At 34.9% G+C, this 14,609-nt stretch carries 10 protein-coding genes and 2 pseudogenes; 9 read left to right on the plus strand and 3 right to left on the minus strand.

Annotated elements, in window-relative coordinates:
• Positions 1 to 2 precede the first annotated feature (2 nt).
• The 5 genes from AAHI02_RS19895 (at position 3) to AAHI02_RS19915 (ending at position 3,694) form a co-directional block, all read left to right on the plus strand.
• Positions 3 to 1,100, plus strand: a complete 1,098-nt coding sequence (locus AAHI02_RS19895; RefSeq protein ID WP_346984645.1) for a Nif3-like dinuclear metal center hexameric protein — start codon at positions 3 to 5, stop codon at positions 1,098 to 1,100.
• A gap of 3 nt (positions 1,101 to 1,103) precedes the next feature.
• Positions 1,104 to 1,880 (plus strand): zinc ribbon domain protein, encoded by a 777-nt coding sequence (locus tag AAHI02_RS19900; protein ID WP_042719937.1) that lies wholly within the window; start codon positions 1,104 to 1,106, stop codon positions 1,878 to 1,880.
• A 402-nt stretch (positions 1,881 to 2,282) separates the two neighbouring features.
• A complete protein-coding gene (locus tag AAHI02_RS19905; protein ID WP_346984646.1) occupies positions 2,283 to 2,489 on the plus strand; it encodes a hypothetical protein in 207 nt (68 codons plus the stop codon).
• Positions 2,490 to 2,594: 105 nt separating this feature from the next.
• Positions 2,595 to 3,284, plus strand: coding sequence for a hypothetical protein (locus AAHI02_RS19910; RefSeq protein ID WP_346984647.1), 690 nt, complete (start codon positions 2,595 to 2,597; stop codon positions 3,282 to 3,284).
• A 143-nt stretch (positions 3,285 to 3,427) separates the two neighbouring features.
• Positions 3,428 to 3,694 carry a DUF1573 domain-containing protein gene (locus AAHI02_RS19915; RefSeq protein ID WP_346984648.1) on the plus strand — a complete coding sequence of 89 codons (267 nt, stop codon included), beginning with the start codon at positions 3,428 to 3,430 and terminating at the stop codon, positions 3,692 to 3,694.
• A 30-nt stretch (positions 3,695 to 3,724) separates the two neighbouring features.
• Here AAHI02_RS19915 and AAHI02_RS19920 read toward each other — a convergent pair.
• Positions 3,725 to 5,504: pseudogene (locus AAHI02_RS19920) on the minus strand (long-chain fatty acid--CoA ligase).
• Positions 5,505 to 5,780: 276 nt separating this feature from the next.
• Here AAHI02_RS19920 and AAHI02_RS19925 point away from each other — a divergent pair.
• The gene (locus tag AAHI02_RS19925) at positions 5,781 to 6,920 is read left to right on the plus strand and encodes an acyl-CoA dehydrogenase (RefSeq protein WP_346984649.1); all 1,140 of its coding nucleotides are present in this window, start codon (positions 5,781 to 5,783) and stop codon (positions 6,918 to 6,920) included.
• A gap of 230 nt (positions 6,921 to 7,150) precedes the next feature.
• On the opposite strand, the gene AAHI02_RS19930 is transcribed toward AAHI02_RS19925, so the two are convergent.
• Complete coding sequence (locus tag AAHI02_RS19930) at positions 7,151 to 8,077, minus strand: DUF4349 domain-containing protein (RefSeq protein WP_346984650.1); 927 nt, start codon at positions 8,075 to 8,077, stop codon at positions 7,151 to 7,153.
• A gap of 697 nt (positions 8,078 to 8,774) precedes the next feature.
• On the opposite strand from AAHI02_RS19930, the gene AAHI02_RS19935 reads away from it, so the two are divergent.
• Complete coding sequence (locus tag AAHI02_RS19935) at positions 8,775 to 10,808, plus strand: reprolysin-like metallopeptidase (RefSeq protein ID WP_346984651.1); 2,034 nt, start codon at positions 8,775 to 8,777, stop codon at positions 10,806 to 10,808.
• A gap of 78 nt (positions 10,809 to 10,886) precedes the next feature.
• On the opposite strand, the pseudogene AAHI02_RS19940 reads toward AAHI02_RS19935, so the two are convergent.
• A pseudogene (locus AAHI02_RS19940) lies at positions 10,887 to 12,484 on the minus strand (peptide chain release factor 3).
• 525 nt (positions 12,485 to 13,009) lie between these two features.
• Here AAHI02_RS19940 and AAHI02_RS19945 point away from each other — a divergent pair.
• Together AAHI02_RS19945 and rdgB are read left to right on the plus strand one after the other, a co-directional pair.
• Positions 13,010 to 13,840, plus strand: coding sequence for a type II CAAX endopeptidase family protein (locus tag AAHI02_RS19945; RefSeq protein WP_346984652.1), 831 nt, complete (start codon positions 13,010 to 13,012; stop codon positions 13,838 to 13,840).
• A gap of 98 nt (positions 13,841 to 13,938) precedes the next feature.
• Complete coding sequence (gene rdgB, locus AAHI02_RS19950) at positions 13,939 to 14,511, plus strand: RdgB/HAM1 family non-canonical purine NTP pyrophosphatase (RefSeq protein WP_346984653.1); 573 nt, start codon at positions 13,939 to 13,941, stop codon at positions 14,509 to 14,511.
• Positions 14,512 to 14,609: the final 98 nt, after the last annotated feature.

The following is a 14,609-nucleotide window of genomic DNA, read 5'->3' on the forward strand; positions in this document are numbered from 1 at the left end:
AAATGAAAATCAGAGATGTTATTTCTAAGATTGAAAAACGAATTCCACTACAGCAGGCGGAAGATTTTGATAATGTAGGACTGCTGTGCGGATCCTGGGATCGCGATGTCAGTGGAATATTGATATGTCATGATGCTCTTGAAAATGTAGTTGAGGAAGCGATCCTAAAAAATTGTAATCTCATTGTATGTTTTCACCCGATTATTTTTTCAGGGTTAAAATCTTTAACAGGCAAGAACTACGTAGAAAAAGCTGTTATAAAGGCTATTGAGAATAAAGTTGCCATTTATGCGATCCATACTGCTTTTGATAATGATTTTTTTGGGGTAAATGCCGGAATATGTCAAAGGCTTGGACTTAAAAATCTTAAAATTCTTCAGCCTAAAAAAAATGATCTGAAGCAACTGACGGTTTTCGTGCCTAAAGACTATTCCGGAAGATTAAAAGAAGTGCTTTTTGCAGCAGGAGCAGGCAGTATAGGATTCTACGACGAATGTAGTTTTACAGTAAACGGATACGGAACTTTTCGTCCTAAAGAAGGTTCAGATCCTTTTTCAGGTCAACAGGATATCAGGGAAAATGCAGATGAAGATATGGTTTCCGTTATTTTTGAAGGATATAAGCAGGGGCAGATTATTGCAGCAATGAAGTCTGCACATCCTTACGAGGAAGTTGCTCATCAGATTTACAATCTTGATAATGCTAATCATTACACAGGATTGGGAATGTATGGAGATTTCGAAGAGCCTATGGATGAAAAGGATTTTTTGAAATTTGTAAAAGAAAAATTCAATCTTGAAATCATCAGACATTCTGATTATAATGGTGAAAAAATAAAAAGAGTAGGTGTTCTAGGCGGCTCTGGTGCAAGCGGAATAAAATCTGCAATTTCCAAAAAATGTGATGCTTATCTCACAGGAGATGTGAAGTATCACGATTTTTTTCTGGCAGAATCTAAAATGATGATTTGTGATATAGGACATTTTGAATCAGAACAATTTGTGACTCAACAATTATTTGAAATTTTATCACAAAAATTTAGTACATTTGCAATCTCAAAATCTATTGAGAAAACGAACCCGGTAAATTATTTCATTTAAAATATGGCAAAAACCAACGATATTTCAGTTGAAGAGAAGTTAAGAGCTTTATACGATTTGCAGATCATTGATTCTAGATTGGACGAAATCCGAAATACAAGAGGAGAATTGCCAATCGAAGTAGAGGATCTTGAGATTGAAATCGAAGGTCTTGAAAAGAGAGCTGAAAAATTTCATGCGGATATTAAGGATCAGGACGATCAGATCAAAACAAAGCATGAAGTAATAAACCATGCAAAAACTTTAATTGAAAAATACAGATCTCAGCAGGATAATGTAAGAAACAATAAAGAGTTTGAAGCATTAGGTAAAGAAATTGAATATCAGGAACTTGAAATTCAACTTGCTGAAAAAAGAATTAAAGAATTCGGAGCTAAGATCGGTCATAAAAACGAAACGCTGGATGAGCTGAATGCGAAGATTGATGATCTTAAAAATCACCTGAAATTTAAAAAAGAAGAATTAGAAGGTCTGGTTTCTGAAACTCAGAAAGAAGAAGACTATCTAATTGAGCAATCTAAAGAATTCGCTGCAAAAATCGACGAAAGATTATTGGCTTCTTATAACAGAATCAGAACGAATTCACCGAACGGTCTTGCGGTAGTAGGATTAGAAAGAGGAGCTCCGAAAGGATCATTCTTTACAATCCCACCTCAAAAACAAATGGAAATCGCTCAGAGAAAGAAAATCATCATTGATGAGCATTCTGGGAAAATCCTTGTTGACGATGAGTTGGTAATGGAGGAAAACGAAAAAATGAAATCTGTAATTAAGTTTTAATCTTAATTCCAATTTTTAAAATACGAAAGCTGTCTCAGATGAGGCAGCTTTTTTTATGTTCTAAATTAATATTTTAAATTCATAATCAATTTTAGGTTATTAAATAGAGTTAAAAAATTATAAAGTCCAGAATGTAATTCTCAATATGAAGAATTGTTGTTTTTAGCATCTTATTTCTATATATATTTACTCCCGAAAAACACAAGAGCTCACTTTCCAGAAGCTGTTTTTACTATTTAAATTAATAAGTTGAATCAATAATTCATGTATTGATTCATATTAAAAGATATGTTGCAACAGAAAGGCAGGAATAAAACCGAAAACCTGCCTCCGAAAGGAAAGTCAAAGTTTCTCTGTTGAAATTTTAGCAAAATAAGTAGGTGAAAAATAAATTTATTTAACATGAAAAAGCTAATGATTATGTCAGCTTTTGCACTTATAGCAAGTGCATCTTTAACAAATACACAAGTACAAGCAAAAAAAGGAGGATACATTTGGAAAGATTCTGCTGGATGTTATTATGAGGTTGTAACTCATAGTATGTTATGGGGGTTAATAGAGTGGGAAGATGAACCAAGACTTATTGGCTGTGGTCCAGGATTTGCGTAGGTAACTCATTTTTATAGCTGTCTTAAAAAGTAAATTAAAGAAAACTATTAGATTGAAAAAGTCTTTAGGAGTACTTTTGAGACAGCTTCTTTTAAGATTAATATAATGAAAAATATAATACAATTCTTTTTAATTGCTGCAAGTTTCGCGGCTCATGCTCAGATTCAGCAAGGAATGAAAACAGATACCATAGCAGAAAAATATACTAATATAGAAACTGTTGTAATTAATGATAAAGATTATGAAAAAGTAGATTATTCATACGGACTAAAACAAGAAATTAATAATCGGTTAAAAATAGGCAATTCTCCATCCACATATGAAATGGGGCTTGAATTTAAAAATAATTTAAGGCAAAAAGGTAGAATAAGTAATGTTGTTTTATTTTTACATAAGACAGATTCGGATTATAAACTTGTAGATTTAGAAATTAACTTTTACAAAATTGATGCCCTAACTGGAAAGCCTAGAGAGAAGTTGAATACACAACAAATTATATATACCCCAAAAAATAAAAAGAGAACTAATGTAAAGATTAATGTTGAAAATTATCATATTCCTTTTCCTGAAGAAGGGGTTTTAGTTGCTGTAAGATGGTTGCATGATGGAATTAAAGATAAAGATATTGGACCCTCTGTTAGATTGACAACTTATAAAGAAATATTAACCTACACACGATATGATGAGAAAATTGGTTGGGGAGCATTTAGTCTTTCAAGAAAGCCTGGAATATATACAAATTTGATGATGGGATTAGAGGTTTACATCAAAAAAAAGAAAGACAGCCGTGAATAAAAAATACTCATACATAATTATTGTCTTTTTGATATTAATAATTTTGTGTTTGCTCACCTATAAAACTTCTGAAAAAGTGATTTTCAATGGTAATAAAGAGACAATGATTCATGATTTCGGAATTTTGGATAAAAAGAAAACGAATGTTTATAAATACACTTTTAAATGTCAATTTAAAATATGACAGTTTAAAAATATATGGAGTAAAAGACGGATGCGATTGTACCGAAAGTAAGGTGAAAAAAGGATTTTACTCAAAAAATGATATTATTTCTATAAAAACTAAATATGATCCTAATAAATATAAAGATTCTGGAATGACAGCTAAACAAATTTTTCTAATTACAAATAAAAACATATCAAAATTTGATACTATATTTCCTATAACTCTAAAAGGCATTGTTAAATAAAAAAACCGCCTCAACAGAAGCGGTTTTCATTTATTCATGGCGATCATACATATTATTGTACAGATCGATAAATTTTTCTTTAATGGCTTTTCTTTTAAGTTTTAAGGTGGGTGTTAAAAGCCCGGTTTCAATACTCCAGATTTCAGGTGTCAGTTCAATTTTCTTGATCTTTTCCCAATTTCCCAGATGTTCGTTAGTATTTTCTATTTCTTTTTCGATTCTTTCCTTCAATTCTTTACTTTTCGCAATTTCCTGAGGTGTTGAGCCTATATTCAGGTTGTTTCGCATGGCCCAGCTTTTGGCAAATTCAAAATCAGGTTGTACAAGAGCAGTTGGCATTTTTTCGCCGTCACCAACAACCATGATCTGCTCGATGAATTTGGATGCTTTGGCCAGATTTTCAATAGTTTGAGGAGCAATATATTTTCCGCCGGAAGTTTTAAACATTTCTTTCTTACGGTCGGTAATCTGAAGAAAACCGTCACTGTCGATATGGCCGATATCTCCGGTTTTAAAGTACCCATCTTCTGTAAACACTTCTTTCGTCATTTCCTCATTTTTAAAATAACCTTTAAAGATAGAAGGTCCTTTTACGGTAATTTCTCCGTCTTCCTGAATTTTCACCTGAAGATTGTCTAAGGGAAGACCTACAGTTCCTATTTTCATCTTTCCGAAAGCATTTACGGAAATCACAGGTGAAGTTTCTGTTAAGCCATAGCCTTCAAGAATAGGAATCCCTGCGTTTTGGAACATTAAATTTAATCTTGTTGATAAAGCTGCTGAACCGGAAACTAAAGTAATGATTTCGCCACCAAGACCTTCACGCCATTTTTTGAAAACAAGTTTATCAGCAATAATTTCCTGTAGTCCGGATGGTTTGGAAACGGTTTTCTTTTTGGAAATAAGATTCAGAGCCCAGAAGAATATTTTCTGCTTCAGACCGCCTGCAGATGAGCCTGTTGTATATATTTTATCATAAACCTTTTCCACAAGCCTTGGAACAACGCTCATATAGTGAGGCTTTACTTCTTTTACATTTTCTCCCATTTTTTCGATGCTCTCTGCGAAATATATAGAAAAACCATTGTATTGGAAAAGATAAAAAAAGCATTCTTTCAAAAATATGACAGATCGGCAAAAAACTGAGTACCCGTGTATCTTTATAATCAAGGCCTTTCTTTTTCGGAATTCTGGGAATCGAACCCAGCACGTTAGAAACAATGTTTTGATGTGTCAGCATTACACCTTTTGGCCTTCCTGTAGTCCCGGAAGTGTAAATGATAGTCGCCAGATCCTCCGAATTAATCGTGTTGGAAAGATCCTCAACTTCTATCTGGGTAGAATCATCTTCACCGAGATCCAGTACTTCTTTCCAGTTGGCAGCACCGCTTACATTGTCGAATGTGAAAATTCCCTGTAGCGACGGGATATTATGCTTTACTTTGGTTACTTTATTCAAAAGGTCCTTATCAGATAAAAAGCAATATTTGATTTCGGCATTTGTAAAGATAAATTCATAATCTTCCGGAGAAATACTTGGATATACAGGTACGGAAACCACACCGATTTGTGAAAGCCCAAGATCCATAATTGCCCATTCTGTGCGTGAATTTGTTGTGATCAGAGCGATTTTATCTCCGGGTTTTATACCCAGCTTCAGAAGCCCGCGTGATATTTTATTCGCTTCATTGATAAATTCTACAGTAGAGGTCTTTTTCCATTCTCCCTGATATTTTGTCACAAACATATCCGTTTTCGGGTATGTCTCTAAAGCATAATGTGGTATATCGAATAATCTTTTGATGGTCATGATTTTAAAGTAAATAGTTAAAGGATTTTAAATATAAGCATTTTTTTTAATTGGCGAAATTTTGAATTTTAAATTAGCAATAAATGAAATGTATGGCATTATAAATTAAATGATCTTTAATGTTGTAAAAGAATTTTAATAATAATTTAACTGATTTATTGATTTGTTGAAATTTGTTTAATTGTTGATTATCAGAATGTAGTGGCTAAATTTTAATTCTGTTTTCAGATTTGCTCAAAAAGTGTAAATTAGCGACCATCTAATTATTCAATTTTTATGGACTTTAATTTATCGGAAGAACAGCTGATGATTCAGCAGGCAGCAAGGGATTTTGCACAGAACGAATTATTCCCTGAAGTAATCGAAAGGGACCGTGACCAGAAATTCCCTACGGAGCAGGTAAAGAAAATGGGTGAAATGGGACTTTTGGGAATGATGGTAGATCCTCAATACGGCGGTGCCGGGATGGACAGCGTTTCTTATGTTCTGGCGATGGAGGAGATTGCAAAAATAGATGCTTCTGCAGCTGTGGTAATGTCCGTAAACAATTCTCTTGTATGTGCCGGACTTGAAAAATTCGCTTCCGAAGAGCAGAAAGTGAAATATCTTACCCCTCTTGCCAGCGGCCAGGTACTCGGAGCATTTGCTTTGTCTGAACCTGAAGCCGGTTCTGATGCCACTTCACAGAAAACTACGGCAGAAGATAAAGGAGATTATTATTTGTTAAACGGAATCAAAAACTGGATCACCAATGGTGGTACGGCGACTTACTATATCGTCATTGCACAAACCGATCCTGAGAAAAAACATAAAGGAATCAATGCTTTCATCGTTGAAAGAGGCTGGGAAGGATTTGAAATCGGACCCAAAGAAGATAAATTGGGAATCAGAGGAAGCGATACACATTCTTTGATCTTCAATAACGTAAAAGTTCCTAAAGAAAACAGAATCGGAGAAGACGGTTTCGGATTCAATTTTGCGATGGCCGTTCTCAACGGAGGAAGAATCGGAATTGCTTCTCAGGCATTAGGAATTGCTGCGGGAGCTTATGAACTGGCTCTGAAATATGCCAAAACAAGAAAAGCTTTTAAAACCGAAATCATCAATCACCAGGCAATCGCTTTCAAACTGGCTGATATGGCGACTCAGATTACAGCAGCAAGAATGCTTTGCTTTAAAGCTGCAGTAGAAAAAGATGCCGGAAAAGATATTTCAGAAAGTGGTGCGATGGCAAAACTTTACGCATCTCAGGTAGCAATGGATACCACCATTGAAGCAGTGCAGATCCACGGTGGATACGGATATGTGAAAGAATATCATGTGGAAAGAATGATGCGCGATGCAAAAATCACTCAGATCTATGAAGGAACTTCTGAAATTCAGAAGATCGTTATCTCAAGAAGTATTGCAAAGTAATTGCTTACGATAAATGAAATAGTAAAAGGCTCTCAGATTTGGGAGCCTTTTTACTTTCACACGAACCACAAAATATTAATAATATATTTGTTTTAACTTTTATTTTGATTCAATTTTTTAATTGAAGTTAAATTCTTAATGTAAATTAACACAACAAAATTAGGAATACTAACTGTTGAAAAAACGGAATATTGATTAAAATATTATTAAAAATAAAATTTCATTTGAAATTATTCAGAATGTTTATCCGTTTCTTTTCTTTTTTTGTAAAAATAATACCCGATACCCGCAAGTAAAAACAATGGCCACAACGGCAGAACAAACAGGAAAATAGAGGTAATCACATTCCATCCTGATGAAATGGCGGCAAAAGACTGATCTCCAAAACTCTCATTTTTTTTATCAGCCATCATTTCACTTTCTTGTCCATACAACGTGATGTCAATTTCACAAAGACTGTTTTCAAGAGCATTAGTCCCTGAAACTTCAATGCTTTTATTTTCCACTTTTCCGAGGTTATAGCTAAGATCAGACATCAGATAATCAAATTTCTGAACCGGAACCTTTACTTTCAGATAAGCGGTTTTCTTATCATCATTTTGTACCGAAATATTCTCGCTTCTTACAAATCCGTCATATTTGGCAACTTCCTCTTTTACAATTTCTTTTGCCGTTTCCGCATCATCAACGGTAAGGTCAATTACTCCTTTCTTGATAAGTTTGTTTCTCTGAATATTCAGTTCATCATTTTCCTTTTTCGGTTGATTTTTATAAACAATTTTTGTTTCCCGGATCACTTTCGGAGCGGCTACCTGTACAATGATCTTTCCTTCTTTGTTAGCAGAATCTTTCTTTTCGCTTTTTGATTCCAGTTTTACGGATGAAATTTTTTCAGATAAAGAATCAATAATTTTTGATGTGTTTTTGATATTTTCTTTCACTTCATTTCCTGTATCCTGAAAATCTTTGATTTTAACATTTGCAGAATCAATCGCAGCATTGGTCTGATTATTCATATTACTGATTTTCTCGGACACTTCAGTTACTGTACTGTCGGCCGAATTTACAGTGTTCTCAAGTTGTGATGATACAGATTCTCCTTTTTTACACATAATGAACGTTCCCGATACGGCAACAAGTAAGATGAATTTTTTCATAACATTAATTTTTTTCGTTGAGGTAAAATTAGGAATGAAGCTTTTGTAAAGATTGTAAATAAGATGTATTAGGATCGTAAAATTTCAATGAATTTAAAATGAATTCATTAGAGTTGTTTTACAAAAGTTTTACAGGACAAATTGTTTTAGAAAACTGTTTTTACAATTAAAATAAATATGCTTTCTAGATTTTAAATAATCTTTAGCTTAATAATTTTCCTTGTTTAAGCGTTTAAAGAAATAATTTTTCTTTGAAATGAAAATATTAATTTATAAAATACTATACTATTTAGTATTTCGTAATTAGTTGGAATTCAGTTTTTTGAATATGTATTTTTTATATATTTGTTTTTTATAAATGAATTCTCTTAGTTTAATTTTAAATTTATTTAAGAAATAAATTAAACTACTTTGAAAATTGGAAATAAATCGATTGACTAAGTAAAAGAATGTACTCTGTTCATTAGCAAACAAGTAATAAAGGTAAACTTACATATTATGATTATTAAAAAAATACTTTTTTTTAGGAACATTTATTCTATGTTTTTACTTAGGTAAAGCACAGGACTTTTTTTCAACCATCAGCGAAAGATCTATTAAAGCAAATCCCCACAGCAGAACAGTACAGCCGGAAAAATTTCTTACCTACACACTGGATGTAAGCGCTATAAAAAACTATTTCAGCTCAGTTCCGGAATTGAGTGATGCAGATTTTAAATACAATGCTCCCATCATTATCCTACCAATGGCAGATGGAACGAAAGCAAGATTTAGAATCTGGAAGTCTTCTGTAATGGCTCCGGAGTTGGCTCAAAAATTTCCCCAACTCATTACCCTTACCGGGCAGGGAATTGATGATCAATATGCGACTATAAAATTAGATTTTACAGAACTGGGATTTCATGCTCAGGTAAAATCTGTTATAGCGGGTGATTTTTATATTGATCCGTATGCAAAGAACGATATCAATCATTATATTGTTTATAAAAAAGCTGATTTAATTAATAAAAATCCCAGAATATGCGAAGTGAAAGAGGATGCTTCGGAATTAATTAAAAAAAATGCACAAAAAACAGTGACACCAAGTGTCGGCAATCAGATTAGAATTTTTCGATTTGTAGTGGCTTGTACCGGAGAATATGCGATAGCAGCAACAGGCTTGCCTTCGCCTACAGTAGCGCAGACCCTGTCGGCTATTGTAACATCTGTAAACAGAGTAAACGGTGTGTATGAGCAGGAAGTGGCTGTAAGACTTGTATTAGTTGCCAACGAGACTTCAGTGATCTTTACAGATCCTGCTACAGATCCTTTTGACGGAAATAATAATGCATATACATTGATTGATGAGAGTCAAACCCAGATCGATGCAATAATAGGAACAACTAATTATGATATAGGACATACATTTAGTACCGGTGGTGGAGGATTGGCTGGTCTTGGAGTTATTTGTGACGATTCAAGTAAGGGAAGTGGTATTACCGGTTCGCCAAATCCTGTTGGCGATCCTTATGATATTGATTATGTTGCGCATGAAGTAGGGCATCAGTTCGGAGGTCCTCATACTTTTAATGCAACAACAGGCTCTTGTAATGGCAACCGGGACGGATCACATGCTGTAGAACCGGGAAGTGGGGTAACTATTATGGCTTATGCGGGTATTTGTAATTCCGTAAATAATTTGGCTTCTAATAGTATTGCTATTTTTCATACAGATTCTTTTCAGTCTATTACCGAAACCATTCAGTCTACAACATGTCAGGTTACCAATGCTGTTTCTAATACGGCTCCTGTTGTAAACGCAGGAAATGATTATACAATACCAAAAAGCACACCTTTTAAACTGACTGGTTCTGCTACAGATGCTCAGGGAAATGCGTTAACTTACTGCTGGGAACAAAATGACACAGGACCCGCAGGAAACTGGAATGCTCCTACCGGAAATGCAGCCCTGTTTAGGTCGTTTTTACCTGTAACAGTACCGTACAGATATTTTCCAAAAATTGCAAATATCATCAGTAACACAACAACCATTGGAGAAATACTTCCTTCATATGGAAGATCAATGGAATTCAGACTGACGGTGAGAGACAACAATGCAGGTTGCGCCGGTGTTGCCAATGATGACGCAAAAATTACTGTTGATGGAAATTCAGGACCATTTACTGTAACTGCACCTACCACTGCAGTAAACTGGATGGGGAATTCTACCCAAACCATTACGTGGAATGTCGCTAATACAACTGCTGCCCCTGTAAGCTGCGCGAATGTAAGTATTTTACTTTCAACAGATGGAGGGCTTACGTATCCAACGACAATTGTCGCTTCTACACCAAACGATGGCTCCGAAGTTATTACCATTCCAAATGTGAGTACGACCCAGGCAAGAATTATGGTTGCAGGCGTAGGAAATGTATTTTTTAATATTAATCCTATTAATTTTACAATAACGCAAGTACTTGCTGTAAATGAAACAGATCCAAATAAAGACGTATTTGTAGTATATCCTAATCCTGGTAAAGATATTTTAAATATCAGATTCACTAATCAGAACGATAAATATGATGTGACTATATATGATGTAAGCGGAAAATTAGTATTTAATAAAATTAATAACACATTAGGTCATGATAAAGTTGGAACTTTCAATGTAAGTCAATTAATCAAAGGAGATTATTTGATTACTATTAAATCTAAAAATATTAGTAAAACTGTAAAATGGATTAAAGAATAAGAAATATTTTCAACATATATATTAAAAAACCGTTCAGAAAGCTGAACGGTTTTTGTATTTAAAATAATGTAAAATTTTTTATACATTTTTAAACTCACTGATAAAATGCAGCTTCACATTCGGAAACTTCTCTTGGGTCATATGAATCGTAAAAGATGAATCGGCAAGGAATACCAGTTGATTGTATTTATCCCTGGCAAGAAACCTCTGCTTCAGTCTTGCAAATTCTTTAAACTCTTCCGACTTCTCATCCGCTTCCACCCAACACGCTTTATGCATAGACAACGTCTCATAAGAACATTTTGCGCCGTATTCATGTTCCAGACGGTACTGGATCACCTCATACTGAAGAGCTCCCACCGTTCCGATGATCTTCCTTCCGTTCATTTCGAGGGTAAATAATTGCGCTACCCCTTCATCCATCAGCTGGTCAATTCCTTTCGCCAGTTGTTTGGCCTTTAAAGGATCTGTATTGTTGATATATCTGAAATGCTCAGGCGAGAAACTAGGAACCCCTTTGAAATTCAGCTTTTCACCACCGGTCAAAGTATCCCCCGATTCGGAAGCTTCCCGTATCATGAAGTCCTACAATGTCTCCCGGAAAACTCTCGTCCACCACCTCTTTTTTATCAGCAAAGAAAGCGTTAGGAGAGGAGAACTTCATTTTTTTTACCTTCTCTTACCAGCAAATAATTCTCGTTTCTTTTAAAAGTTCCAGAAACAATTTTTACGAAAGCAAGACGGTCTCTGTGCTTAGGATCCATATTCGCGTGAATTTTGAAAACAAACCCTGTAAAAGTATTTTCTTCAGGCTTTACCAGACGAATATCACTTTCTTTCGGCTGCGGCATCGGCGCAATATCAATGAAAGCATCCAGCAATTCACGAACCCCGAAATTATTTAAAGCCGATCCGAAGAAAATAGGCTGAAGATCACCTTTCATATAATCCTCACGGTTAAATTCAGGATAAACAGACTGAACTAAATCCAGTTCTTCCCTTAAAGTAGCCGCTGCTTTTTCACCGATCACCTCATCAATAGAAGCATCATTAATGTCATCAAACCTAATAGAGTCTCCAACCTTTTGTTTCTTTTCCTCCAAAAACAACTGGATGTTGTTTTCCCAGATATTATAGATGCCCTGAAAATCGGCTCCCATACCGATCGGCAAAGAAAGCGGACAAACCGTTAATCCCAATTTCTGCTCTACCTCATCCAACAGATCAAAAGCATCCTTACCCTCACGGTCAAGCTTATTAATAAAAACCAGCATCGGGATGTTTCTCATTCTGCAAACCTGTACCAGTTTTTCGGTCTGTTCCTCAACCCCTTTTGCTACGTCAATCACCACGATCACAGAATCTACCGCCGTTAAAGTTCTGTAGGTGTCTTCCGCAAAATCCTTGTGTCCCGGAGTATCCAGAATATTGATTTTGTGATCCCTGTACTCAAAAGCCAGCACGGATGTCGCCACCGAGATTCCCCTCTGTCTTTCAATTTCCATGAAGTCGGAGGTAGCCCCTTTTTTTATCTTGTTGGATTTTACCGCACCCGCTTCCTGAATCGCCCCTCCGAAAAGCAGCAGCTTCTCCGTAAGAGTCGTCTTTCCGGCATCGGGGTGAGAAATAATCCCGAAAGTTTTTCTTTTCTCTATTTCTTTGATTAAGTCTGACATATCGTATTTTGAAGTTGCAAAAATCGTAATTTTTAATGGAATGTGAAAATCAATTTCATACAACGGCCTGCTTATAAGTTTTAAAACAATCTTCTTATAACCACCTCGCGAATTATATCATATAATGTTAAAAAATATATAAGGCATCCTCCAAAGTATATAATGCATGTTCTAAAGTATATAAGACATCCGCCAAAATGTAAAAGGCATCGTCTAAAGTATATAAAGCATTGTCCAGAATGTATAAGACATGGTCCGAACTTACGCCTTTGTTGATCTTTAAAATGTACGGCATAATAAACTAAAAAATATCTTTGTTTTAATTTGCGCTAAAAATAATCAGAATCAATTATCCATAACATTAATGTAAAAAATAAAATATTTCACTAAGTTATTCTTATCAATTATGATAATCATGAGTCCTTATCTCCATGATGAGCGCTCCCTTTTCATGCCATATTATCTGAAACATAAATAAACTTATCAAAAACGTTTATCTTTGTTAAAATAATCTTAATATAAAGCATGGAAAACAGCAGATATCCACAGTTTACATTTACATGGATAGGGGGGCTTGTCCTTTTGGCAGGACTTGTAGCAGGCACGATGGCGGTTTCATTTTTTAATGTTTTCTGGATGTTTGTCTTTAAAGAAAATCTCCAGTACAAAGATTGGTTCTTCATGCTTACCAACGCAGCGGGGTTTCTTACAGCAATCGCTTTTTTTGATTTTTTAATCGTAAGAAGAACCACCGGAAAAAAACTCAACTTCAATTTTTCACCCACTAATTTTTATACCTATCTGCTTATATTTCCCATGATGATCGGGATGATGTTTATCTCAGAATTCATCACCTCGCAGATCCCGACTACCGGACCGTTTTTCGGAAAATATTATGAATTTTTCAATAGATTGATGGATCAGCTTACCTTAAATCCTGTCGTGATGATCATTACCGCAGTCATCTGTGCCCCGATATTTGAGGAAATTATCTTCAGAGGAATTATCCAGAAAGGACTTATGAATAAAGGTGTAGAGCCATGGAAAGCCATTATCTTTGCCTCTGTTATTTTCGGATTGGTACATGGAAATCCATGGCAGTTAGTAGGAGCTGTTTTGCTGGGCTGTGTACTCGGGCTTGTCTACTATAAAACAAAATCCCTGTTGCTGCCGATGTTCCTGCATGGTTTTAATAATTTGTGTTCCACCATACTTATTATATATACTAAAAATGAAAGTTTCTCAGACGCTTTCAAAATTTCGGAATGGATGATACTTGCGATAGGAATTGTACTTTTTTCATTATTCTATTATCTTTTCACAAGAAAATATAAGGTGCATTATTCTGAAATCTAACAAATACTTATTCTGGTACAATAATCGTAAAGAAGTATGAATATAAAAACTTGTATTCTTAAATAGGGCATTAAATAAAATTTAAAATAAAAAAAGAAATGGAATTACTGGTTGCTACCCACAACGTACATAAAAAAGAAGAAATTCAGCAGATTTTGGGCGACAGATTTGTCGTAAAAAGTCTTACCGATTATGATATTCATGAAGAAATTGTGGAAGACGGCGATTCTTTTAACGCTAATGCTTTAATTAAAGCGAAATATTGCTACGAAAAAACAGGAATTCCAAGCCTCGGGGACGACAGCGGTCTGGTCGTTGAATCTTTAAACGGAAGGCCGGGCATATTTTCTGCACGCTACGCCGGAGATCACGATTTTGCCAAAAATATTGAAAAAGTATTGAATGAAATGAAAGGCATCGAAAATAGAAAAGCATATTTCATTACCGTTTTATGCTACTATGATGAAAACGGACCAAAGTATTTCGATGGCAGGGTACACGGAAATCTTCTGAATGAAAACAAAGGTTTCAAAGGCTTTGGGTATGATCCGATTTTCGTTCCCGAAGGATATGATAAAACTTTTGCCGAAATGGAACCGCAGGATAAAAATAAAATAAGTCACAGAAAACAGGCGTTGGATCTGTTTTTGGATTTTCTGAAACAACAATAAAGGCTGAGGTTGAGGCTGAGATTCAGATTAAGCAGGTTCTGCATAAATCTTATCCTTAGCTCAACCTTATCCTAATCTTAACCTAAATTCCGTACATT

The sequence above is a fragment of the Chryseobacterium sp. POE27 genome (genome assembly GCF_039727685.1).
Taxonomy (GTDB): Bacteria; Bacteroidota; Bacteroidia; order Flavobacteriales; family Weeksellaceae; genus Chryseobacterium.